The organism is uncultured Aquimarina sp. (assembly GCF_947492405.1).
Classification (GTDB): domain Bacteria; phylum Bacteroidota; class Bacteroidia; order Flavobacteriales; family Flavobacteriaceae; genus Aquimarina.
In genome coordinates this window covers 583005-604791 of the sequence record NZ_CANLMP010000003.1, presented here as the reverse complement: position 1 = coordinate 604791, position 21787 = coordinate 583005, and the positions used below count along the sequence as shown (strand labels likewise).

The following is a 21787-nucleotide window of genomic DNA, read 5'->3' as shown; positions in this document are numbered from 1 at the left end:
GATCTAACTAAATATCTTTAACCCACTTATTAGATTATAACCAACTTATCTTCTATTTTTTATATAAAAAATTATCATAACGGAGTTTTCATCCTATAATATTACCAAATTGTTAAGTTTATACTTTATTAAGCAAAAACAGGAATGAATATATTTCAATAAAAACCTAAAAAAAATACATTCAAATAACTCATTATTTAATAACTTTATTAATATCTCATCCCCTGCCCTTCCTAAGTTACGAAAATCCTAAGCTACCATTCTTCTTAATTGTAAAATCAAAATAAGCATCACTTTAAATTACGAATTTCGTATCTCTTTTTTAAATACTTTTGCGCCCGAATAAAATTAAATCAAAAATAAAGCGTTTAACATAAAACTTTGTCCCTTAACAAAATAAAGAAATAAAGTTCTCTCTTATATTAGAATTAGCCAAAAAATCTAAAGAGTATTACGCAACAGAATCGAGGATTATAATAATCCTCGATTTTTTTTATCTTTAAAGTCATTCTTTATTTAATACTTCGAAGTATGATGAAACCTAGCGTATTTTTTCTACTGGTATTTGTGACAACTATATTATCAGCACAAAAAAATATTGATCATAAATATGCAGAATTCAATTTTTGGATTGGCGAATGGAATGTTTATAAACATAACACCGATACAATTGTTGGTAAAAGCAAAATTGAAGCAATTATCGATGATAAGGTAATTAAAGAAACTTATCATTCCACCACATCCAAATATCACGGTACTAGTTTAAATAAATATAATCCCAGAACCAATCAATGGGAGCAATTTTGGGTTGATAACTCTGGATTAACGTTGCATATTCAAGGAAATATTAAAGATGGTAAAATGGTATTACAAAATCAGGTTGATACCGAAAAAGGCACATTGTCTAATAAAATATCATGGCAGAAAAATCCTGATAATACAGTTAGACAAACTTGGTTACAGAGCACCGATAAAGGTAAAAGCTGGAAAGTAGTATTTGATGGTGATTACAAATCTATTATATCAGATTAAATTACCTCTCCATACAGATCGAAATCCTCAGCTTCATATATTTTGACAGTAGTATATTCTCCAGTTTTTAAATAAAACTTAGAAGCATCAATTAACACCTCATTATCTACGTCAGGAGAGTCAAATTCAGTTCTACCTACAAAATATGGCCCTTCTTTTCGATCAATAACAACCTTAAATTCCTGTCCTATTTTCTGTTGATTCAATTCCCAAGAGATTTGGGATTGTATCTCCATGATTTCATTGGCGCGATCCATTTTCACCTCTTCGGGGACATCATCTTCTAGATTATAAGCATGTGTGTTTTCTTCATGAGAATAAGTAAAACATCCAAGACGCTCAAAACGCATTTCTTTTACCCAATCCCTTAATGTTTCGAAATCTTCTTGCGTCTCTCCTGGATACCCAACAATTAATGTAGTACGAATTGCCATTTCCGGTACTGCAGCTCTAAACTCTTTAAGGAGTTTGGTGGTTTTGGCTTTAGTAGTACCACGACGCATGGATTTCAAAATCGGATCCGCTATATGCTGTAATGGTATATCAATATAATTACAGATTTTAGGTTCTTGTCTCATTACCTCTAAAACTTCCATCGGAAATCCTGTGGGAAATGCATAATGCAAACGTATCCACTCAATACCTTCGACTTTTACTAACTCACGAAGTAAATCTGCTAACTTTCTTTCTTTATAAAGATCTAATCCGTAATAGGTTAAATCCTGTGCAATTAGAACTAACTCTTTTACACCATCGGCAGCTAACTTACCTGCTTCTGTAACTAATTCTTCAATTGGTGTTGACTTATGCTTACCCCGCATTATTGGAATTGCACAAAAAGAACAAGGACGATCACAACCTTCTGCTATTTTTAAGTAAGCGTAATTTTTAGGAGTTGTCGTTAATCTTTCCCCTATTAATTCGTGTTTATAATCAGCTCCTAATGCTTTTAATAAACCTGGTAACTCTGTAGTACCAAAATATTGATCTACATCTGGAATCTCTTTTTGTAAATCTGGTTTATATCTTTCTGACAAACATCCAGTAACAAAAACTTTATCAACTATACCTTGATCTTTTTTCTGTACATATTCTAAAATAGTATTTACAGATTCTTCTTTTGCATTTGCAATAAAACCACAAGTATTAATAACCACAACGTTGCCCTCTTCTTCATGAACTACTTCCTTGTTGTTGGCTTTCAGTTGTCCCATAAGAACCTCACTATCATATACGTTCTTACTACAACCCAATGTAACCACATTGATCTTATTTTTCTTTAAAGTCTTTGTTCTCATATCTTTTGGATAAAGGTTTGCAAAGATACAATGAATAACTAAAGTTTAGCACATAATTACCAATAACTCTATATGTTAAAAAATATCAACCGTTAAACCTTTTGTATATTGTACTGTCTAAATCTGCATAACCCCCAACTTATGAAAAATATAATGACTTTATTTTATTCTCTATTACTTAGTTTTACCATTTCTTGTTCTGATGAAGCCGAGGAAATTCTTACAGAAGTTCCTACCCCTGATCAAAATGCTTTATATTTTCCTCCTATCGATTCTGAGGAATGGGAAACCACAACTATTACTGATTTAGGATGGAACACTGATGCAGAACAACCTCTTTATAATTTTCTGGAAGAAAAAAACACCAAGGCATTTATCATCCTAAAAAACGGAAAAATTGTAGTAGAGAGATACTTCAATGGGGGATCTGCTTTTGATAACAACCCTTGGTATTCCGCAGGAAAAACATTAACTGCTTTTACTGTAGGACTGGCACAACAAGAAGGATTACTAGACATTAATACTTCTTCTGCAACGTACCTAGGAACTCAATGGGCAGATATTACAACAGATCAAGAACAAGCAATTACAGTAAAAAATCATTTAATGATGACAACTGGTTTAGATTATAATGTATCCAATCAAAATTGTACTGATTTTGATTGCTTAAGTTTTCTTAATGAACCAGGAAATTTCTGGTATTATCATAATGCTGCGTATACATTACTAACAGATATCGTTGCAGGAGCTGCAAACACAGATTACAACACCTATTTTGATACTAAACTAAAAAACAAAATTGGGATGAACGGAACATGGGTAAGTATTGGATATGCTAACATATACTACAGTACAGCCAGAAGTATGGCTCGTTTTGGTCTATTAAATCTTAATAAAGGAATTTGGGATAACAACCAAATCCTTAGTGATCAAAATTACTTTACTGAAATGACTACTACTTCACAAAACCTAAATCAAGCTTACGGATATTTATGGTGGCTGAATGGTAAATCAAGTTTTAGGGCGCCAGCGTTCGAAGATGAATTTCCTGGAGAACTAATGCCAGATGGACCTAGTGATCTTATTGCTGGCTTAGGTAAAGATGACCAAAAACTCTATGTAGTTCCTAGTCAGAATTTAGTAATCATTAGAATGGGGGATGACACTGGTCAGGCATTACTTGGACCTTCAAGCTTTGATAATGAGTTATGGATAAAAATTAATGCGCTTATTAATTAATTGTACATAATAGGCATCTTACGCTTTTTAGATATTGACTCATACCAAAATCCCAGTTGTAACAATTTGGCTTCCGAAAATGACTTCCCAATAATAGTAAGCCCTTTAGGCTCACCTTTTTCGGTATAACCCATAGGCACCGTTAAAGCTGGATATTTAGCCACAGCGGCATAACCAGCATGATAGTTATTTATTGACAATACTACATCTAGACCATGTTCATCAATTTGAGAATCAAAATATTTACGAGCGGTAATCTTAAGATCTTCTTTTATTTTTTCCAAACCTTCTTTAGTAGTACTGTCCTTTACGATTCCTTCAAATATACCTTGACCATATGGAATCCTGATAAGTGTATCTCTTAAATTAAATGCTATTACATCTTCTATCGTATTTATATTGATGTTATCACTAGCATAGGTTTTTATATATTTAGGAAGATCATTCTTCATATCAATATTCAAAATACTAAGAAATCCAGGTAGTGAGATTTGTTCTGGTTCCACTTCTATAACCTCTCCACCTGCTGTTTTGATTTGATCAATCGCTATTGCATATAGAGAATCTTGTAAAAAACTCTTAATAACACCAAAACGCTTTCCTTTTACAATTGAATCTTTTGCAGCTATCAAAAAATCTGTTTCTGAAGAAACAGAAGTAGTGTCGTTTGGATCTTTTCCTACCAACGCATTTAACAAAATAGCATTATCAACTACACTTTTTGTCATTGGGCCTGGTGTATCCAAAGTACTTGAAATTGGCACAATACCAGATCTGCTTAACAAACCAATCGTTGGTTTTAATCCCACAACAGAATTCTGACTAGAAGGAGATAAAATAGATCCACTTGTTTCGGTGCCCACTGCCGCTGTGCAAAAATTCGCAGCAACAACTGCACCACTACCAGAACTAGAACCACCACTTTCAAAAATCATCCTACCATATGGATTAAGAGTCTGACCTCCAATTGCACTATATCCAACAGGACAACCAATACAAAGAAAATATGCCCATTCGCTAAGATTTGCTTTACCCAAAATCAATGCATTTTCATCTAATAAACGCTGAGTTATAAAGGCATTATCTGTTTTATTATTTTGTAATGCAATAGCTCCTGCAGTGGTAAGCATATCTTTGGTACCAATATTATCTTTTAGCATAATTGGCATTCCAAAAACAGAGTTTATTTTAATAGTATTTTTATCTACTTTATCTAAGACTCTCGCTTGTTTCACAACCTTAGGGTTTAAGGATATAACAGCATTTAGAGATAAAGAATTATCACTCTCATACTTTCTGATTCTATAAATATAAAACTTAACCAACTCTTCATACGAAAGCTCTCCTTTTTTGACACTTTGCTGAATCGTTGGTATATCTTTTTCAAGTATAAATTTCTTTAACCTATTGTAGTCTTCCGCTGAAAAATCTTCAAGTTCCGATGCTAAAGGTTTCCATATATCATTTTTATCTAAAATTTTAGAATTCACAAGTTTTAAATGCATTCTTGCTTGTTCCAGCTTTTTAGTCGATTCTAAATCCTTAGTTTCATCATAAGGTTTCCAAATTACTTTAGGCTGTAACTCTTTTTGTGGTTCTTCTTTTCCTTTTTTACAGGAACCAAAAACCAAAAATGTAATAAAAACATACAGTAATATTCTCATAAAGCGATTGTCATTAAAGCGTTTTTGAGAAATGAAAGTATAAAAAAAAGATATTGCGATAGTGTCACGATACCTTTTTAACTATTTTGTAACAAATTATATCTAAGCTACCTGTTTAATATTTTAATAGCAATCAACGGATACATCCAAAAACTAAACACTACTAAAGACAAGACTGATATTACTAGAAGTCTGAAATTCTCCTTTTTTAAAATAATACACTTTGCAGTAAGGAATCCCACTATGATATATGGAAATATAAAAAGAAGGTTTACATATGTTTTGTTCCTATACAACTGAGTTGGAAACAATGGGTTTCTAGAAAAAAATAAAAACTCAATGGTAGCATATACGTTTAACCCAGCCACAATGACACAATACAAGAAAAGAATTCTAATTAATGATCTATCCAATATCTATTCATGCTAAATCTAACACTACTTAAAAAAAGAATCTACAAATTCATACTTATTAAACACCTGAAGATCTTCAATACCCTCTCCTACTCCAATGTACTTTACAGGAATCTGAAATTGATCACTTATTCCAATAACCACTCCTCCTTTTGCGGTTCCGTCTAATTTTGTCACTGCTAATGAGGTTACCTCTGTTGCAGCAGTAAACTGCTTTGCTTGTTCAAAAGCATTTTGACCTGTAGAACCATCTAAAACCAATAAAACATCATGTGGAGCATCCCCAATCACTTTTTGCATAACACGTTTTACCTTAGTCAGCTCATTCATCAAATTTACCTTATTATGTAATCTTCCTGCTGTATCAATGATAATAACATCTGCATCCTGATTTACTCCAGATTTTAAGGTATCAAAAGCTACAGATGCAGGATCACTCCCCATATCTTGCTTTATGATGGGTACATCTACACGATCAGCCCAGACCTGTAACTGATCTATTGCCGCTGCTCTAAACGTATCAGCAGCTCCTAAAACCACTTTTAAACCTTTTTTATTAAATTGATAAGCCAGCTTACCAATGGTAGTTGTTTTTCCAACACCATTTACTCCTACAACCATTAAAACATATGGTTTTTTATCCTTTGGAATCTCAAAATCTGTAGCCTCACCAGAATTCGTTTCAGAAAGTAAACCAGCTATCTCTTCTCTTAAAATTTGATTCAGCTCATCTGTCCCAAGGTATTTATCTCTAGAAACTCGGCCTTCTATTCTTTCTATAACTTTTATCGTAGTTTTTACCCCGACATCACTAGTTACTAAGACTTCCTCCAGATTATCCAGTACATCATCATCTACTTTGGATTTACCGGCAACAGCTTTACCTAATTTAGAAAAGAAGCTAGTTTTAGACTTCTCTAATCCCTTATCTAAGGTTTCTTTTTTCTCCGAAGAGAATATTTTTTTAAACAAACTCATGTATTATATTCAGAATGCTAATAAGTTAAAATTTAAACTAATATAAAATCGCATAAATATATAAAAAGAAAGAGCCATTCCAATTAAATTGAAACGGCTTCTTTCTAAAATATTTTTATTGCTAATTACTTTTTCTTGAAAAAGTCATTTACTGCATCTGGTTGCATAATTGACTCTACGAAAGTATATGCTCCTGTTTTCGGAGATTTCACCATTTTAATAGCCTTGGTCAATCTCTTTGATCCTGTCTGTAACGATGCTACTGATTTCTTTGCCATTGTCTTATTTTATTTCTTTATGAACAGTCATTTTCTTTAGAATAGGATTAAATTTCTTTATTTCCATTCTATCAGGAGTGTTCTTTTTATTTTTTGTTGTAATATATCTAGAAGTACCTGGTTTACCAGAAGCTTTATGCTCTGTACATTCTAAAATCACCTGAACTCTATTACCTTTCTTTGCCATTATAGTATCTTTTTAAAAGCTGATTTATTTTGTTAAGAAACCTTTAGCTCTTGCTTCTTTTAAAACAGCAGCAATACCGTTTTTATTTATATTTTTTAAAGCTGCAGTAGACACCTTAAGTGTTACCCAACGATCTTCTTCTGGAATATAAAAACGCTTTTTTATTAAATTCGCGTTGAATTTACGTTTTGTTTTATTCATCGCGTGAGAAACGTTATTTCCCACCATCGCTTTTTTACCTGTTAGCTCGCAAACTCTTGACATCTCTTCTTAATTTTGGTATTATTTCAAAACAGGGTGCAAATTAACGAATTATTTACCGAACCACCAATAATAGTTTTGTATTTTTTTCTCTTTTTAAATATTTTATTTCGATACTACCGTAAATACTAAAACTAAAGGTGTTTATATAGTAAAAGTAAAGGATGATTCGCTCATTATATAAACAACAAAAATATCAAAACTATATCCATTTTAGCTAAAACAGGTATTTATACCTATATAACAAGTCGAGCATACCAATTACTTTTACACCAGTTAGTTTTCATAACTGTAACTAACTACTTGATATGGGGTAATTGAGTAGTAAACAAGCGGATCTTAGGATCCGCTTTTTTTATATAAGCTATCCAAAAACAATATTTCAAACAAAGAATTCTTACAACCAAAACTTTATCCTACTAAAAAAAACTTAAAAGAACTTATTGCAAATGATTGATTTTTAAAACCCTAAATTGTATCTTAGAGAAAAAAACGATTGTTATGTTCCAAAACAATACTAATGACTTCATTAGGAAGCACGAACTTGATATAGGATCTTTCTTTTTTCACAAAAACTTCATGATTTCAGAAATGAATGAAGGAGCCTCATTAAATTATGATAAAGCCACGAAATTATTTTTGTTAGCAAAAGAGTATTATGGAAATAACATTCCATTTGTTTATATTACAAATAGAAAAAATTCCTACTCTTTTGAACCCACTACTCATTTTAAGTCTGCGAAACTATTCCCTAATTTAAAAGGTTATGGAGTAGTTACATATAATTCAATAAACAATAAAATAGCTTCTTTGGAACAGTCCTTTCTTAATGTTCCAACAAAAATTTTCGATAATTTAGATGATGCTAAACTCTGGGTAAGAGAACTTATCATGCACGACTAAATAAAATAATATTGACTATTTATTAAAAAATTAACTATAAATATATTTTATTTCTATTTTTAATGCATTTTCATTAATTTTTTGACAAAAAAATAAGTATCTTACCATTGTAATTGGAAAACATCACATCTCGAAATGGTTTATAATTTTAACAAGAAGCTTATCCATAAGCATCAGCTTACTATTGGATTATTTTATTTTTATAAAAATCACATAATTTCCGAAATAAAAGAAGGTGTTATACTTACTTTTGAAAATTGCTCAGAATTATTTGAATTGATTCATTCCTATTACGGAACAACTATCCCGTTTGTATACATTTCTAATAGAAAAAATTCCTACTCTTTTGTACCCACTGGACATTTCAAATCCTCAAAGTTGTTTCCTAATTTTACGGGATACGGTGTAGTCATTTATGATGCTATTAATTATAAAGTAGCCACCTTAGAGCAATCTTTTCTTGAAACCCCAACTAAAATTTTTAATTGTTTAGATGATGCTTTGCTATGGATAGATGAGTTAATTAAACCATTATCCAATCCTAATTAAAACTGTCCGATAACACGACAACAATAATAAGGTACAAATACTCAAAAAAACTTATTTCTTATTTATTAAATTTACTAGAACCGAAAAAACGCACCTTATTAATCATGACTTGCTCCTTTCATAAAAAGCTCACTAATAGACATGAACTTAGCATTGGAGTATTTTATTTCCACAAAAACTTTGTAATATCAGAAATAAATGAAGGCGTCATTCTCACTTATGAAAATACCTCAGAGCTTATAAAACTTGGAAAAACATACTATGGTGACAAAACACCATTTATTTATATTGCCAACAGAATTAACTCATATTCTTTTCAACCAACGAATCATTTTAAGACAAATGAACAATTTCCTAATGTAAAGGGATATGCAGTAGTAACTTATAACGCTATCGGGTCTAAAATTGCTGAGCTAGAAAAATCATTCTTAAAGATTCCTACACGTACATTCCATAAACTTGATGATGCTATTAAATGGGTAGACACATTAGTACCACCGGATTAATTAAAAGTTTGTTTCTAATTATATTCTAAGTAGAAAAATAACAATCCACTATATTAATATTTTCATAATTTTCTGTAATACGAAACCAACTATAACGTTTTAGAATGCTAAAAACATTTAAAACATTGAATAACAAGTATTAAAAAGAAATAATCGCCTTAGTTTTCCGACTCATTCATAACTAACTAGAAAACAAACGTTATGAAAACCATATTAAGTGACACCTTAATTCAAAAGTATGATCTCAACCTCGGAACATATTACTTTTATGACCAGTATATCATTGCACAAATTAAAGAAGGAGAAGTGATCACATTAAGAAAACTTGATGATCTTATACCAATCGTGCAAAAACACTACGGAAACAACCAACCATTCACCTATATCTCTGATAGGATAAACTCACATTCGATTATACCAACTGATTATCTTGATTGCCCTTTGATATATATGGATAATTTTAAAGGATACGGTGTGGTAACTTATAATTCAATAAGTACGATGTCTACAGAAATTGAAAAACATTTTGCAAAAAGGCCTTTTTATAATTTCCAAGACCTAAAAGACGCTATTGAATGGACAAAAAAAGAAGCTATTAAACAACCTGATTAATTAAGTTCATTTAAAAGCATTTCAAAGGATTTATTTACAGCCTTCCCTATCGTACGTTCACGTAAATTACTAAACACGAATTTCTCTGAAAAAACACGATCTGGAGTAACAATAGCTATAAAAACTGTACCTACCTCAACATCGCCATCTCCTTTAGCTGGACCAGCATTACCAGTTGTAGCAATAGCATAATCAGATTTAAACTTATTTTTCACGCCTAGTGCCATCGCTTCTGCAACTTCTTTACTGGTTACCGTATACTTATTAATCACATCTTCATCAACTCCTAAAAGATCTGTTTTAGAATGAGTTGCATACGTAACTGCTGCCCCTTTAAAAAAGGACGAAGAACCTGCATAAGTAGTTATAGATTGAGAAATTTTTCCACCCGTACAACTTTCTGCAACCGCAAGAAATTGCCCACGAGAAGTAAGAATTTTACCAATCAACACCTCTATAGACTCTTCCTCTTCGTAACCTACGATGATATCACCTATATATGTGTGTAAATCCGTAATCTTATCCTCTATAGTATCTTTCAATAATTTTTCATCAATTCCACGCGCAGAAAGACGTAATCTAACTCTTCCTAAGTTAGGAAGATATGCTAGTTTTATAAAAGAAGGCAAATTATCCTCCCATTGTTCTATTTTCTTTGCTATTGCGCTTTCGCCTAACCCATAGGTAAGCACCGTTTTATGAATAATAAAGGGTCTATCAAATTTTTCCTGAAGTTTAGGCAACACAGCATCCTTCATTAGATTTTTCATCTCAAAAGGCACTCCTGGCATAGACACAAAAACCGTATCATCTTTTTCTAACCACATTCCAGGGGCGGTACCGAAATTATTCATAAGAACAATTGCTGTGCTAGGAACAAGCGCTTGCATTCTATTAATATCTGTAACGGGAGTATGAATATATTTTGCAAAAAGTTCTTCAATATGCTGCAACACTTTATCATTTTGAACTAATGTGTCATCAAAAAAATCACAAATAGTGTGCTTCGTTATATCATCTTTTGTAGGACCTAACCCACCTGTTACAAGAACCACATCTACTCTATTCTTTGCCTCTTCCAGAGCATCTAGAATATGTTGTTTATCATCCTGAATAGAAGTTATCTGGTATACATCTATACCTATCTTATTAAGCTCTTTTCCTATGTAAGCAGAATTAGAATCTACAATTTGACCAATGAGAATTTCATCTCCAATAGTGATTATTTCAGCAAGCATAATTTATTGAAAGTCGGCTTTCAGATCTTCGATAGCACCATTAACCGTAGTAACAATGTGATTTAATATAACCTCAATCTCTGATTTATCCTTACCAGATTTAGACCAAGCTTCTACTTGCTTTATCTCTTTTAAAAGATCAATACCAAATAATTGAAGATTAGGTTTCATTTTATGTGCAAACTGGTAAGCTGTTTTAGGATCATTGTTTTTTACTGCCTGTCCCATCCCCTCTAAATCGGGAGGTATCTCTTCTAAAAATGTTTGTACTAATACTGTTATAAATTCATCATCTCCACCAGACAATTCATTTACACTTTCTAAGCTATACCCTTTGCTCATTTATTTAGTTGTTATTGAAAATTCATTGCTCTTCTACAAAACCAGTAAAACGCATCTTCTGATTTTATAACACCAATTCCAATTAGTGCTCCTGTAAAGATAACATCTCCGATCTTGAAAGTAAAATATTTCATTGATTATTCTGCAATCAAATTACAAATCAATGATAATGAAACTACTATTTATGAAATTAAAATAGCTCATTCTAGAAAAAAAAGAAATAAACTTATATTCAGCTAAAACACACTTTATTATTTGTTAAATAAATTTGTTAGTCTTAACTAACTTTATAAATTTGCCGAAACTAATAAAAAAGTAATTTTTATATATGAAACCACTTTCATTTTTTTTGATCTTATTTAAAACCTTTTTAGTGTTAGGTCAAACAGGAAACTTGGAAGGCTATATAAATACTGGCGATACTTCATTACCATTCGCCAATATAGAAATATCAAATTCTTCTTTTAATACGTATGTAACCGCAAATGAAAATGGCTTTTTCGTAATTAAAAAAGTTCCTTATGGAGACTTCGTTATAACAATTAGCTCTTTAGGATATCAAACATTAAAGGAGAATATCTCGATAACATCGGATAATTTGACGAAAAAGTTCACGCTTATAGAAGATCGTTTAAATCTTGATCAAGTTGTAATAAGTGCCACTAGAAATCGTGTGAATAGAAAAAATGCACCTGTCGTAGTCAATGTATTAAGCCCTAAGTTATTAGAAGCCACGCAATCAATATCAATTTCTGAAGGACTAAACTATTCTCCAGGAGTTAGAGTCGAAAATAATTGTCAGAATTGTGGATTTACTCAAGTAAGACTTAATGGTCTGGATGGTAGTTACACCCAGGTTTTAATAAATAGCAGAGCCGTTTTTAGTGCACTAAACAGTGTATATGGATTAGAACAAATTCCTACTAATATTGTTGAACGTATTGAAGTAATTAGAAGTGGTGGCTCGGCTCTTTACGGATCAAATGCCATTGCAGGTACAATTAACATTATCACTAAAGATCCTGTTCTTAATACCTGGGAAGTTGGCACTTACCTCGGTCTTATCGATGGAGATGCTCCAGACCGTTCTTTAAATTTTAACGCATCTTTAGTAAGTGATGATTTAATGTCCGGGATTACTGTATTTGGACTTAATAGAGATCGAGAAGAGTTTGATGCTAATGATGATGGATTTACCGAATTAACTACACTCCAAAACACTACTTTTGGATTAAAAACATTCTTAAAACCAAATGATAGAAGTAAAATCTCATTAGATCTAACCACTATAAAAGAGTATCGTCGTGGTGGAGATCGTCTTGATCTTGTTCCTCATTTTACTGACATTACAGAAGAGCTAGATCATAATACTTTTTTAGGAGGGCTTACTTATGAAGCAGAAAATAAAAAAGGCACTAATAATTTATCAATCTATACTTCAGGTCAATATACCGAAAGAGATAGTTACTATGGTGGATTAGGTGGAGCAAGAACAAGGCAAGACAGCATTCTTGCCTTAAACTCTTATGGAACAACTAAAGATTTAGCCTTATTGACTGGAATTCAATTTACTCAAAACTTAAAAAATGATGATGTTATTACTTTGGGTACGGAATACAATATTAGCGATACTGAAGATATTATTCCAGGGTATAATAGACTGATCGATCAAAAAGTACACACCATTGGTGCCTATGCACAGTATGAATGGAAACCAAGTAAAGATTTCACAGCGCTTATAGGAACAAGATTAGATCATGTAAATGTCAAAGGAAATTACAATATTGGCGGTATTTCTCGCAATGTATCTATAGAACAAACTGTACTAAGTCCGCGAATAACAGTATCCTACAATCTTCTTAACTCTCTAAAATTTAGAGGAGGTTATGCAAGAGGTTTTAGAGCACCACAAGCTTTTAATGAAGATTTGCACATTTCATCAGTTGGAGGGGAACCCCAATTTGTTATTTTATCCGAAAATTTGAACACTGAATTTTCAAATGCTTTTACAGCTTCTTTAAACTACACAAAAAATATAAATAAAATTCAGACGGATTTTCTATTGGAAGGCTTTTATACAACTCTTCAGGATCCATTCACTTTAGTAAGTACTGGTTCTGTTCTCAATAATGGTTCTATACTTGAGGAAGTTAGAAATGGATCAGGAGCGAAAGTATTTGGCACCAATTTTGAAATTGGAATTTCTCCCTCAAAAAAGTGGCAATTTCAACTGGGAGGAACTATCCAAAAAGCATTATACGATGAAAGTCAAATACTTTTTGAAACTGATGGCACGACACCTGGAGAAAACGATGTTTCCGTGGATGAATTTGTTAGAAACCCTAACTCATACGGATACTTAAATGCATCTTGGATTCCTGGAGAACAATTTAATATAGATTTCACAGGAACCTATACCGGAAATATGACGGTACCTCGGGTGGTAAGCGATTCGGGATTTTTAAACCTTGTAAATACCAGTTCATTTTTTGATATGAATTTAAAACTAGAATATCATAAAGATATTTCAGAAAATTTTCAAATTACTTTTAGCAGTGGAATTAAGAACATATTCAATAGCTACCAAGATGATTTTGACACAGGTCCTCTACGTGATTCTGATTATATTTACGGTCCTGGAACACCAAGAACATTTTTTATTGGCATAAAATTTGGCAAACTTCATTGATGATGAAATATATAAAAATTATATTTTTTTTCTTTTTATTTGGAGTAATCAAGGTTTCGGCTCAAGACATTGAAAACATTAATTGGATTACTTTTGAGCAACTTGATGATTCCCTTGCTTTACGATCAAAAAAAGTTATCATTAGCTTCTATACAGATTGGTGTGTATACTGTAAAAAAATGGATAAAGTAGTTTATACCAAAAAAGAAATAGTTAAGAAGATAACCGAAGATTATTATGCTGTAAAAATGAATGCTGAAAGTAGAGATACAATTAGTTTTGACGGTGTTATTTTCACTAATAAAAATTATTCAACATCCAGAAATCCTATTCATGAAATCCCTACTCTTTTAGCTTCCAGAAAAGACGCTCCTATCTCTTTCCCTGTTATTATTTTTTTAGATGAGAGTTTTAAGGTAAGAAAGCGCTATTTTGAATATATGAGTCCAAAAAAAATGCTCTCTGAACTGTAGGCGTTATTTATGAAGTTATTTTACCTTAATAGAAAACATCTTATTCTCTTCGATATACCCACTTAAGTTATCATTAGTTTTTACAGCTCCCACACCAGCCGGAGTTCCGGTAAAAATAACATCCCCAATTTTTAAAGTAAAATATTTTGATACATATTCTATCAATTCATCAACTTTCCAAAGCATAAATCTTGTATTTCCTTTTTGCACTGTCTCTCCATTTTTTTGTAAATGAAAATTAATATCATTTATATCTGGAAAGTTCTCTTTAGACATCCAATTCCCTATAACAGCTGCTCCATCAAAAGCTTTAGCCTTTTCCCATGGCAATCCTTTGGATTTCAACTTACTTTGTAAATCTCGCGCCGTAAAATCGATTCCAAGCCCAATTTCATCGTAATACTTATGTGCAAATTTTCGGTCAATATGCTTTCCAACTTTTTTAATTTTGACAAGAATTTCTACTTCATAATGTATATCTTCAGAAAAATCCGGTATGAAAAAAGGTTGTTTTTTTAACAGAATAGCAGTATCAGGTTTCATAAAAACCACAGGATCCGATGGTTTCTCATTGTCTAATTCTTCTATATGATCCGTATAATTACGACCTATACAAATAAGCTTCATGATTTTGATTATAAAAAGAATTAAAGTTTAAGACTATTATTTAATTTACGCAGTCTTACAGCAGTAAGAACTTTCTTTGTATATAGTGGGAAATCTGCATTCTGAAGCCACCCAAAATATCCAGGCTCCTCCTCCATTACTTTTTCTACGAGCTTACCTTTATGTTTCCCAAAAGAAAATACCTCTCTTCCTTCTTTATCATATGCTATAAAACCAGCAAAATCTGCAAATTGTTTTCTAGAACTAAACTCTGCAAGAAACTTAGTGTCATTTTCTAATTCTGGATATTTATCCAATTGGGCTTTTAACACTTCGTAAGTAGCATTGGTGTCTGCCTCTGCAGAATGCGCATTTTCTAAATCTTTATCACAATAAAATTTATATGCTGCAGCTAAGGTTCTTTTTTCCATTTTATGAAAAATAGTTTGCACATCTACTGCTACCGTATTTTTCATATCAAAATCTACATCGGCACGCAGCAATTCTTCTGCCAACAAAGGGATATCGAAACGATTAGAATTAAACCCTCCCAGATCACATCCTTTAATCATTTCACTAACCTTATTGGCTAATTGTTTAAATGTAGGTTCATTTGCTACTTTTTCATTAGTAATACCGTGTACTTCAGTAGTCTCTTGTGGAATAGGCATCTCTGGATTAACGAGCCACGTTTTACTTTCCTTATTTCCATTAGGGAAAACTTTAAGGATAGAGATTTCTACGATTCGATCTTTAGAAATATTAATACCGGTTGTTTCCAGATCAAAAAAACAGATCGGTCTTTTTAAATTAAGCTTCATAAATTGATTGTGTGAATCAAAGATAATAGGTATATCTTATAAACCCCTATAGTGTTACTTTTTTTAACATTTATTCTTGTATTATATCACTTTTACAAAAACATTGTCAGCAAATTTTCTAGTAACCGTTTCCTGAATATTATTGAATTGAATCTTTATAGAGCCATCAAATTCCCTAACTTCCTGCACTTTTATCTCACTACTCAATGCTAAGCCAATTTCGGATACATACTTAAGGAATGTTACGGAAGCATCATTTACAGAAATTAACTGACAAACGGCTCCTTCTTCTAATGATGATAATGTGATTTTTGGCAAAATGGAATACTCACCATCTGCATTTGGAATTACTTCTCCATGTGGATCTTTAGTCGGAAAATCCATAAAACGATCTAACTCATCAATAAGTTTATATGATTTTATATGCTCTAATTGTTCGGCCACCTCGTGAACTTCATCCCAACTAAAATTTAAATAATTACAAAGAAATGTTTCCCATAGTCTATGTTTTCGAATGAGGCGTACTGCTATTGATTTCCCTTCTTCCGTAAGTTCTAGTTTTCCATATTTCTCACTAACCACATAATTCTTTGATTTTAATTTCTTAATCATATTATTAGTCGAGGCAGGAGAAACCTTAAGATATTCTGCTAATTGGTTATTTCCAACCTTCACAGAATTATCTTCTATCAATAACTGAAAAAGAGCTTTTAAATAATCCTCTTCGCTTTTTGTTAAATTATTCAAATTTAATTTGTTAGTCATGCCTAACTTATTTAGTTTTGCTATTATAATAAAAACAAAAATACTAAACCTAATACAATTATTGCAACTCCAATTTGTAGTCTATTTCTAGTTTATACATATTTGGGATATTAATTTAAAGAAATGTTTTAATTTAAAGATGTAACAACATCATTGAACAATAACAAAAATGATTAACCGATTTTCAGTATTTATAGCACTCATCACCATAACTTTATTTTCCTGTAAAAAAGAAAATAAAGATCCTAATCAAAAACTCAATGTTGTTACTACGACAACAATGATAACTGATCTTGTTCAAAATATAGGTGGTGATTTAATAACAGTTCAGGGATTAATGGGTTCTGGAGTAGATCCTCATCTATATAAAGCAAGTGAAGGTGATGTTACAAAATTGGTAAATGCAGACGTTATCTTATACAACGGGCTACATCTAGAAGGCAAATTGGTAGAAATTTTTGAAAAAATGGGGAATCAAAAAACGAAAACTATTGCCGTTGGAGAAGTTTTAGATAAAAGTATCCTGATCGGATCTGATTATTTTGCGTCCAACTATGACCCACATATTTGGTTTAGTGTTAGCAACTGGAAACAAGTAACAACTTTTACTATTGAAAAACTGAAGGAGTTGGATCCAAAAAACGCTAAGGCTTTTGACACCAATGGAAAAGTATATTTAGAAAAACTTGATTCTCTTGAAACTAAACTTAAAAAGGTTATTGAAACATTACCGAAAGAAAAAAGAATACTGGTTACAGCTCATGACGCTTTTAGTTATTTTGGAAAAGAATATGCGTTTAATGTAGTAGGCTTACAGGGGCTATCTACAGCTACTGAAGCTGGTGTGCAAGATGTACAGAAATTAGCTGCTTTTATTATTGAAAATGAAGTAAAAGCGATTTTTGTAGAAACTTCAGTCCCTAAACGTACTATTGAAGCATTACAAGCTGCGGTAAAATCAAAAGATCATGAAGTAATTATTGGAGGAACTTTATATTCTGACGCTCTTGGTAATCCTGGAACTATAGAGGGTACATATATTGGAATGTTCGAATACAATGTAAACACAATTGTAAATGCGCTTAAGTGATTAGTCGTTAGTGATTAGTCGTTAGTGATTAGTCGTTAGTGATTAGTCGTTAGTGGTTAGTGGTTAGTGGTTAGTATAAACTATATTAATTATTATTAATGGAAGATGTGAAATTTAATTTTGAAGATTTAACTGTATATCAAAAAGCCTTAGATTTTGTTGATATGGTATATGATACTTGCGAAAAATTTCCTAAAATGACTTATAATTTACAGAAATATCTAAAGAATAAAAAATGAAAAACTACCCTCTATTTTCTAAAGAATATTAGATATGAAAAACAAAATCGCTGTACAGATAGATGACCTTACCGTTGCTTACAACTATAAGCCAGTATTGTGGGATATTGATCTTGCGATACCTGAAGGGGTTCTCATGGCTATTGTTGGTCCTAATGGAGCAGGAAAATCTACTTTAATTAAGGCGATATTAGACATTATTAAACCTATTGCCGGAAGTGTAAAAATATATGATAAGCCATATAAAAAACAGCGATCTCTAGTTGCATATGTACCACAGAAAGGAAGTGTGGATTGGGATTTCCCTACTACCGCTCTGGATGTAGTGATGATGGGGACTTATGGAAGCTTAGGCTGGATCAAAAGACCCGGACAAAAACAAAAAAAAGAAGCTCTTGAGGCTTTAGAAAAAGTAGGGATGCTCGCTTTTAAAAGCAGACAGATTAGTCAACTATCCGGAGGGCAGCAACAACGTATTTTCTTAGCAAGAGCATTAGTTCAGAATGCATCCATTTATTTTATGGACGAACCGTTTCAAGGAGTAGATGCTACTACTGAAAAAGCAATTATCAATATTTTAAAAGAGCTAAGAAAAGCTGGAAAAACTGTAATCGTAGTACATCATGATCTACAAACGGTTCCTGAATATTTTGATTGGGTAACTTTTCTGAATGTAAAGAAAATCGCGACAGGTCCTGTAAAAGATATTTTCAATGATAATAATTTGACCAAAACGTATGGTATTAATTACAAAGTAAGCGTACAACAGTAATAGTTGTTAGTTGTTAGTTGTTAGTTGTTAGTTGTTAGTTGTTAGTTGTTAGTTGTTAGTTGTTAGTTGTTAGTTGTTAGTGAAAACTACAAATAATTATTTTAATGGAAGATGTGAAATTTAATTTTGAAGATTTAATCGTATATCAAAAAGCACTGAACTTTATTGATTCGGTATATGATACTTGCAAAAAATTCCCTAAAACTGAAACATACAATCTTTCTTCTCAATATATTAGAGCTGCTACTTCCATTGCATTAAACATTTCTGAAGGATCTGGAAATACTGATGCTCAGTTTAATCGTTATTTACAAATAACATTAGGATCTATTAGAGAATGTATAGTTTGTTCAACAATTGCCAAAAGAAGAAATTACATTTCATCCGAGAGTGATCAGATCGCCAGAATAAAACTAGTTGAACTATCCAAGATGACCACAAGTTTGCAGAAATACCTTAAAAGTAAAACATGATATACTACCCACTACTCTCTAAAGACTGAAGACTTTTTATTATGGATATCCTAGAATATATAGAACTTGTTTTTACTGATTACACCCTTCGGACAATCACGTTGGGAACAGCTGTTTTGGGAGCAATTTGTGGTATGTTAGGAAGTTTTGCTGTATTAAGAAAGCAAAGTCTTTTGGGTGATGCTATTTCACATGCTGCTTTACCAGGTATTGCTATTGCTTTCTTGATTATCGGAGCAAAAAACAGTAATGCTTTTTTGTTAGGTGCGCTGATTAGTGGTTTAATAGGCAGTTTCTGGATCAGAGGAATTATTAGAAAAACACACCTCAAATCTGATACCGCATTAGGATTAATTCTTTCTCTATTTTTTGGTTTTGGAATGCTTTTACTTACCTATATTCAAAAACTACCAAATGCAAATCAAGCGGGCTTAGAAAATTATCTTTTCGGACAAGCTGCTACATTATTAGAGAGCGACGTCTGGATGATGTCTTTAGTTACAGGAGTATGTCTTATCGTTTTACTACTCTTTTGGAAAGAACTTAAAATATCGCTTTTTGATGCTGACTATACCAAAACTTTAGGATTCAATATTAAGTTTCTTGACATCCTGATTACTTCCTTTATTGTCATTGCCATCGTCTTAGGGCTACAAACTGTTGGCGTTGTTCTAATGAGCGCTATGATTCTGGCTCCTGCAGCGGCAGCGCGACAATGGACAAATAGTCTGTCAATTATGGTTATTCTTGCTGCTATTTTCGGAGCTTCTTCCGGAGTTATCGGTACAGCTATAAGCGCTAGTCACAATAACCTATCCACTGGACCTGTCATTGTATTGGTTGCAGCTGTTTTTGTATTGGTTTCCTTTATATTCTCTCCAGGTCGCGGATTACTATTTAGAGAAATTCGTTTTAGAAAAAACAGAAACGATCTTCAGTTGCATAAAACACTTTCTTTTATGTATAATATTGCTAAAGATCATGAAAATATTTCACACCCGCATGCCATTAAAATATTGAATAATTTTCAAGGGTTTACCAAGCGGTCTTTGCAGAAACTCGAAGATAAAGATTATGTAAAAATCGAAGGTAACATGTGGTCCTTGACAACATCAGGATATAAGACAGCATCTAATCTATATAACCAATTAACACAGACAGAAAATGAGTAGTGCTCAGGTAGAAATACAGTTGATTGCAAGTTTAGTAGCTATTGGCTGTGCGATTCCCGGTACATTTTTAGTATTACGCAAAATGGCTTTGATTACCGATGCTATTAGTCATTCTATTTTGCCCGGAATTGTGATTGGTTTTTTTATTACACATGATCTTTCTTCTCCACTACTAATCCTTCTTGCTGCTTTAAGTGGAGTGCTTACAGTAGTGTTAGTAGAATATATTCAAAAAACAGGTTTAGTCAAAGAGGATACAGCGATTGGATTAGTTTTTCCAGCCTTGTTTAGTATCGGAGTTATTATGATTGCACAGAATGCCAATGATGTACATCTGGATATAGACGCAGTACTTTTGGGAGAACTAGCTTTTGCTCCATTTGACAGATTTATTATATGCGGAACTGATATGGGACCTAAATCTTTATGGATTATTGGCACAATATTACTGGTTACTCTAGGATTACTTTTCGCTTTCTTTAAAGAGTTAAAAGTAAGCACATTCGATGCTGGTCTTGCGGCAGCATTAGGACTATCACCTGTTGTTATGCATTATGGGCTAATGACTGTAGCATCTATTACTACAGTTGGAGCTTTTGACGCGGTTGGAGCTATTTTAGTCATTGCGTTTATGATTGCTCCTGCTGCTATCGCATATCTACTAACCAATAACCTTAAAAAGATGTTATTATTAGCCTGTATATTTGGTGTATTTGCTGCTATAGCAGGATATTGGCTAGCGCATGGTTTAGATACTTCTATTTCAGGATCAATGACCAGCGTACTAGGTATTCTATTTCTAGCAGTATACTTATTTGCTCCTAGTAAAGGATATTTTTCTGTATTGTATCGTCAAAAGCAACAACGTATAGAAGTTTCATTGCTTACATTTTTATTGCACCTGGGAAATCATGCAGATGATGAAACTGAAAGACACGTAAAACACCTAAATGAGCATATTAATTGGCAGAAAGTAAAATCTAAATCAGTTTTAGATCTAGCCTTAAAAAATAATATGATTGAAATTGACAATAATATTGTGTCATTGACAGAAAAAGGCCAACATTTCACTACAGAAGCTATTGATTACATTGTAACCAATAAGAACTCAGAAATCGAAAACATGAAAGATCGATTTTTTCTGTTTAGAGGGTAGAATAAAAGTTTACGCTACGTATTTTCAATTA

General features: G+C 32.3%; 26 protein-coding genes. 14 read left to right on the top strand and 12 right to left on the bottom strand.

Features of this window, described 5'->3' with window-relative positions:
- The first annotated feature begins 531 nt into the window (after positions 1-531).
- Positions 532-1032 (top strand): hypothetical protein, encoded by a 501-nt coding sequence (locus Q0829_RS14170; protein ID WP_298544089.1) that lies wholly within the window; start codon positions 532-534, stop codon positions 1030-1032.
- Here Q0829_RS14170 and rimO read toward each other — a convergent pair.
- Entirely contained in the window at positions 1029-2330 is a 1302-nt protein-coding gene (rimO, locus tag Q0829_RS14165; RefSeq protein ID WP_298544086.1) for a 30S ribosomal protein S12 methylthiotransferase RimO, read from the bottom strand. The two genes, Q0829_RS14170 and rimO, sit on opposite strands and share 4 nt — an antisense overlap.
- Before the next feature lie 141 nt (positions 2331-2471).
- On the opposite strand from rimO, the gene Q0829_RS14160 reads away from it, so the two are divergent.
- Positions 2472-3569 carry a serine hydrolase domain-containing protein gene (locus tag Q0829_RS14160; protein ID WP_298544084.1) on the top strand — a complete coding sequence of 366 codons (1098 nt, stop codon included), beginning with the start codon at positions 2472-2474 and terminating at the stop codon, positions 3567-3569.
- Here the strand turns inward: Q0829_RS14160 and Q0829_RS14155 are convergent.
- The 5 genes from Q0829_RS14155 to rpmB form a co-directional block, all read right to left on the bottom strand.
- Complete coding sequence (locus tag Q0829_RS14155; protein ID WP_298544081.1) at positions 3566-5233, bottom strand: amidase family protein; 1668 nt, start codon at positions 5231-5233, stop codon at positions 3566-3568. The two genes, Q0829_RS14160 and Q0829_RS14155, sit on opposite strands and share 4 nt — an antisense overlap.
- Before the next feature lie 437 nt (positions 5234-5670).
- Positions 5671-6624 carry a signal recognition particle-docking protein FtsY gene (gene ftsY, locus Q0829_RS14150; RefSeq protein WP_298544078.1) on the bottom strand — a complete coding sequence of 318 codons (954 nt, stop codon included), beginning with the start codon at positions 6622-6624 and terminating at the stop codon, positions 5671-5673.
- Positions 6625-6749: 125 nt separating this feature from the next.
- The gene (locus Q0829_RS14145) at positions 6750-6902 is read right to left on the bottom strand and encodes a DUF4295 domain-containing protein (RefSeq protein ID WP_081415706.1); all 153 of its coding nucleotides are present in this window, start codon (positions 6900-6902) and stop codon (positions 6750-6752) included.
- A 4-nt stretch (positions 6903-6906) separates the two neighbouring features.
- Positions 6907-7089, bottom strand: coding sequence for a 50S ribosomal protein L33 (gene rpmG / locus Q0829_RS14140; protein ID WP_027395522.1), 183 nt, complete (start codon positions 7087-7089; stop codon positions 6907-6909).
- Positions 7090-7113: 24 nt separating this feature from the next.
- Positions 7114-7353 (bottom strand): 50S ribosomal protein L28, encoded by a 240-nt coding sequence (rpmB, locus tag Q0829_RS14135; protein WP_118461811.1) that lies wholly within the window; start codon positions 7351-7353, stop codon positions 7114-7116.
- A 498-nt stretch (positions 7354-7851) separates the two neighbouring features.
- Between rpmB and Q0829_RS14130 the strand changes: the two genes are divergently transcribed.
- The 4 genes from Q0829_RS14130 (at position 7852) to Q0829_RS14115 (ending at position 9920) form a co-directional block, all read left to right on the top strand.
- Positions 7852-8253: a hypothetical protein gene (locus Q0829_RS14130; RefSeq protein ID WP_298544073.1), complete on the top strand. Its 402-nt coding sequence runs from the start codon at positions 7852-7854 to the stop codon at positions 8251-8253.
- A gap of 135 nt (positions 8254-8388) precedes the next feature.
- Positions 8389-8802, top strand: coding sequence for a hypothetical protein (locus Q0829_RS14125; protein WP_298544070.1), 414 nt, complete (start codon positions 8389-8391; stop codon positions 8800-8802).
- Positions 8803-8906: 104 nt separating this feature from the next.
- Positions 8907-9308: a hypothetical protein gene (locus tag Q0829_RS14120; protein WP_298544067.1), complete on the top strand. Its 402-nt coding sequence runs from the start codon at positions 8907-8909 to the stop codon at positions 9306-9308.
- A 201-nt stretch (positions 9309-9509) separates the two neighbouring features.
- On the top strand, positions 9510-9920 hold the full coding sequence (locus Q0829_RS14115) for a hypothetical protein (RefSeq protein WP_298544064.1): 411 nt from the start codon (positions 9510-9512) through the stop codon (positions 9918-9920).
- On the opposite strand, the gene Q0829_RS14110 is transcribed toward Q0829_RS14115, so the two are convergent.
- Genes Q0829_RS14110 through Q0829_RS14100 form a run of 3 tightly spaced genes read right to left on the bottom strand, consistent with a single transcriptional unit; the run spans position 9917 to position 11634 of the window.
- Complete coding sequence (locus Q0829_RS14110; protein WP_298544061.1) at positions 9917-11158, bottom strand: CinA family nicotinamide mononucleotide deamidase-related protein; 1242 nt, start codon at positions 11156-11158, stop codon at positions 9917-9919. The two genes, Q0829_RS14115 and Q0829_RS14110, sit on opposite strands and share 4 nt — an antisense overlap.
- A 3-nt stretch (positions 11159-11161) precedes the next feature.
- Entirely contained in the window at positions 11162-11500 is a 339-nt protein-coding gene (locus tag Q0829_RS14105; protein ID WP_298544058.1) for an Hpt domain-containing protein, read from the bottom strand.
- An 11-nt stretch (positions 11501-11511) separates the two neighbouring features.
- Positions 11512-11634, bottom strand: coding sequence for a hypothetical protein (locus Q0829_RS14100; RefSeq protein WP_298544055.1), 123 nt, complete (start codon positions 11632-11634; stop codon positions 11512-11514).
- 194 nt (positions 11635-11828) lie between these two features.
- Between Q0829_RS14100 and Q0829_RS14095 the strand changes: the two genes are divergently transcribed.
- Both Q0829_RS14095 and Q0829_RS14090 read left to right on the top strand, forming a co-directional pair.
- On the top strand, positions 11829-14189 hold the full coding sequence (locus Q0829_RS14095; RefSeq protein ID WP_298544052.1) for a TonB-dependent receptor: 2361 nt from the start codon (positions 11829-11831) through the stop codon (positions 14187-14189).
- Between the two features lie 2 nt (positions 14190-14191).
- Positions 14192-14662 (top strand): thioredoxin fold domain-containing protein, encoded by a 471-nt coding sequence (locus Q0829_RS14090; RefSeq protein ID WP_298544050.1) that lies wholly within the window; start codon positions 14192-14194, stop codon positions 14660-14662.
- A 15-nt stretch (positions 14663-14677) separates the two neighbouring features.
- Here Q0829_RS14090 and Q0829_RS14085 read toward each other — a convergent pair whose 3' ends face one another.
- The 3 genes from Q0829_RS14085 to Q0829_RS14075 all read right to left on the bottom strand — a co-directional run bounded on the left by Q0829_RS14085 (position 14678) and on the right by Q0829_RS14075 (position 16854).
- Entirely contained in the window at positions 14678-15289 is a 612-nt protein-coding gene (locus Q0829_RS14085) for a fumarylacetoacetate hydrolase family protein (protein WP_298544047.1), read from the bottom strand.
- A gap of 20 nt (positions 15290-15309) precedes the next feature.
- Complete coding sequence (locus Q0829_RS14080) at positions 15310-16089, bottom strand: 3'-5' exonuclease (RefSeq protein ID WP_298544044.1); 780 nt, start codon at positions 16087-16089, stop codon at positions 15310-15312.
- Between the two features lie 81 nt (positions 16090-16170).
- Positions 16171-16854 carry a metal-dependent transcriptional regulator gene (locus tag Q0829_RS14075; RefSeq protein ID WP_298544042.1) on the bottom strand — a complete coding sequence of 228 codons (684 nt, stop codon included), beginning with the start codon at positions 16852-16854 and terminating at the stop codon, positions 16171-16173.
- A 169-nt stretch (positions 16855-17023) separates the two neighbouring features.
- Here Q0829_RS14075 and Q0829_RS14070 point away from each other — a divergent pair, with 169 nt between their 5' ends.
- The 6 genes from Q0829_RS14070 to Q0829_RS14045 all read left to right on the top strand — a co-directional run bounded on the left by Q0829_RS14070 (position 17024) and on the right by Q0829_RS14045 (position 21756).
- Positions 17024-17944 (top strand): zinc ABC transporter substrate-binding protein, encoded by a 921-nt coding sequence (locus Q0829_RS14070; RefSeq protein WP_298544039.1) that lies wholly within the window; start codon positions 17024-17026, stop codon positions 17942-17944.
- Between the two features lie 98 nt (positions 17945-18042).
- On the top strand, positions 18043-18183 hold the full coding sequence (locus Q0829_RS14065) for a four helix bundle protein (protein WP_298544036.1): 141 nt from the start codon (positions 18043-18045) through the stop codon (positions 18181-18183).
- A gap of 34 nt (positions 18184-18217) precedes the next feature.
- Positions 18218-18955, top strand: a complete 738-nt coding sequence (locus Q0829_RS14060; protein WP_298544033.1) for a metal ABC transporter ATP-binding protein — start codon at positions 18218-18220, stop codon at positions 18953-18955.
- A gap of 104 nt (positions 18956-19059) precedes the next feature.
- The gene (locus Q0829_RS14055) at positions 19060-19428 is read left to right on the top strand and encodes a four helix bundle protein (RefSeq protein WP_298544031.1); all 369 of its coding nucleotides are present in this window, start codon (positions 19060-19062) and stop codon (positions 19426-19428) included.
- Positions 19429-19469: 41 nt separating this feature from the next.
- On the top strand, positions 19470-20600 hold the full coding sequence (locus tag Q0829_RS14050; protein WP_298544028.1) for a metal ABC transporter permease: 1131 nt from the start codon (positions 19470-19472) through the stop codon (positions 20598-20600).
- On the top strand, positions 20593-21756 hold the full coding sequence (locus tag Q0829_RS14045; RefSeq protein WP_298544025.1) for a metal ABC transporter permease: 1164 nt from the start codon (positions 20593-20595) through the stop codon (positions 21754-21756). Before Q0829_RS14050 ends, Q0829_RS14045 begins: the two co-directional genes overlap by 8 nt.
- Positions 21757-21787: the final 31 nt, after the last annotated feature.

Excerpts from the sequence above, each read along its gene's own strand:
- Q0829_RS14170 (WP_298544089.1), top strand. The coding sequence starts at position 532 with ATGATGAAACCTAGCGTATTTTTTCTACTGGTATTTGTGACAACTATA.
- rimO (WP_298544086.1), bottom strand. The coding sequence starts at position 2,330 with ATGAGAACAAAGACTTTAAAGAAAAATAAGATCAATGTGGTTACATTG.
- Q0829_RS14160 (WP_298544084.1), top strand. The coding sequence starts at position 2,472 with ATGAAAAATATAATGACTTTATTTTATTCTCTATTACTTAGTTTTACC.
- Q0829_RS14155 (WP_298544081.1), bottom strand. The coding sequence starts at position 5,233 with ATGAGAATATTACTGTATGTTTTTATTACATTTTTGGTTTTTGGTTCC.
- ftsY (WP_298544078.1), bottom strand. The coding sequence starts at position 6,624 with ATGAGTTTGTTTAAAAAAATATTCTCTTCGGAGAAAAAAGAAACCTTA.
- Q0829_RS14145 (WP_081415706.1), bottom strand. The coding sequence starts at position 6,902 with ATGGCAAAGAAATCAGTAGCATCGTTACAGACAGGATCAAAGAGATTG.
- rpmG (WP_027395522.1), bottom strand. The coding sequence starts at position 7,089 with ATGGCAAAGAAAGGTAATAGAGTTCAGGTGATTTTAGAATGTACAGAG.
- rpmB (WP_118461811.1), bottom strand. The coding sequence starts at position 7,353 with ATGTCAAGAGTTTGCGAGCTAACAGGTAAAAAAGCGATGGTGGGAAAT.
- Q0829_RS14130 (WP_298544073.1), top strand. The coding sequence starts at position 7,852 with ATGTTCCAAAACAATACTAATGACTTCATTAGGAAGCACGAACTTGAT.
- Q0829_RS14125 (WP_298544070.1), top strand. The coding sequence starts at position 8,389 with ATGGTTTATAATTTTAACAAGAAGCTTATCCATAAGCATCAGCTTACT.
- Q0829_RS14120 (WP_298544067.1), top strand. The coding sequence starts at position 8,907 with ATGACTTGCTCCTTTCATAAAAAGCTCACTAATAGACATGAACTTAGC.
- Q0829_RS14115 (WP_298544064.1), top strand. The coding sequence starts at position 9,510 with ATGAAAACCATATTAAGTGACACCTTAATTCAAAAGTATGATCTCAAC.
- Q0829_RS14110 (WP_298544061.1), bottom strand. The coding sequence starts at position 11,158 with ATGCTTGCTGAAATAATCACTATTGGAGATGAAATTCTCATTGGTCAA.
- Q0829_RS14105 (WP_298544058.1), bottom strand. The coding sequence starts at position 11,500 with ATGAGCAAAGGGTATAGCTTAGAAAGTGTAAATGAATTGTCTGGTGGA.
- Q0829_RS14100 (WP_298544055.1), bottom strand. The coding sequence starts at position 11,634 with ATGAAATATTTTACTTTCAAGATCGGAGATGTTATCTTTACAGGAGCA.
- Q0829_RS14095 (WP_298544052.1), top strand. The coding sequence starts at position 11,829 with ATGAAACCACTTTCATTTTTTTTGATCTTATTTAAAACCTTTTTAGTG.
- Q0829_RS14090 (WP_298544050.1), top strand. The coding sequence starts at position 14,192 with ATGAAATATATAAAAATTATATTTTTTTTCTTTTTATTTGGAGTAATC.
- Q0829_RS14085 (WP_298544047.1), bottom strand. The coding sequence starts at position 15,289 with ATGAAGCTTATTTGTATAGGTCGTAATTATACGGATCATATAGAAGAA.
- Q0829_RS14080 (WP_298544044.1), bottom strand. The coding sequence starts at position 16,089 with ATGAAGCTTAATTTAAAAAGACCGATCTGTTTTTTTGATCTGGAAACA.
- Q0829_RS14075 (WP_298544042.1), bottom strand. The coding sequence starts at position 16,854 with ATGACTAACAAATTAAATTTGAATAATTTAACAAAAAGCGAAGAGGAT.
- Q0829_RS14070 (WP_298544039.1), top strand. The coding sequence starts at position 17,024 with ATGATTAACCGATTTTCAGTATTTATAGCACTCATCACCATAACTTTA.
- Q0829_RS14065 (WP_298544036.1), top strand. The coding sequence starts at position 18,043 with ATGGAAGATGTGAAATTTAATTTTGAAGATTTAACTGTATATCAAAAA.
- Q0829_RS14060 (WP_298544033.1), top strand. The coding sequence starts at position 18,218 with ATGAAAAACAAAATCGCTGTACAGATAGATGACCTTACCGTTGCTTAC.
- Q0829_RS14055 (WP_298544031.1), top strand. The coding sequence starts at position 19,060 with ATGGAAGATGTGAAATTTAATTTTGAAGATTTAATCGTATATCAAAAA.
- Q0829_RS14050 (WP_298544028.1), top strand. The coding sequence starts at position 19,470 with ATGGATATCCTAGAATATATAGAACTTGTTTTTACTGATTACACCCTT.
- Q0829_RS14045 (WP_298544025.1), top strand. The coding sequence starts at position 20,593 with ATGAGTAGTGCTCAGGTAGAAATACAGTTGATTGCAAGTTTAGTAGCT.